Below are 251 nucleotides of genomic sequence, written 5' to 3'. Positions count from 1 at the left end.
ACCAAACCCGTGCCACTCGCTACGACGTGCAACCTTACCCTGCTACTTGATTTCGCGACCTGAATAAGCAGCGCGATCATCCAACCACCCCACGCAGAGCGGACAAGACTCAGACCGAAAGAAAGAAAACCAAATGCACTCGCAATCCAGCGTATCCGTTGACCGGCGGCCGCTACGTAGACCATTGCTCCCAACATCACAAATGCAAACGGACCAGACGAGTTCATCGTGCTGAATACACGAACACCGAA

At 53.4% G+C, this 251-nt stretch carries 1 pseudogene; it reads right to left on the bottom strand.

Going from position 1 to position 251, the window contains the following annotated elements:
- Nucleotides 1-251: pseudogene (locus tag SB753_RS39630) on the bottom strand (glucose-6-phosphate isomerase); the annotation flags it as partial.

This window comes from Paraburkholderia sp. SIMBA_053 (genome assembly GCF_046534895.1).
Taxonomy (GTDB): Bacteria; Pseudomonadota; Gammaproteobacteria; order Burkholderiales; family Burkholderiaceae; genus Paraburkholderia; species Paraburkholderia caledonica.
Note: the sequence above shows the minus strand (reverse complement) of the source record. Positions and strands in the feature narration are given on the sequence as shown.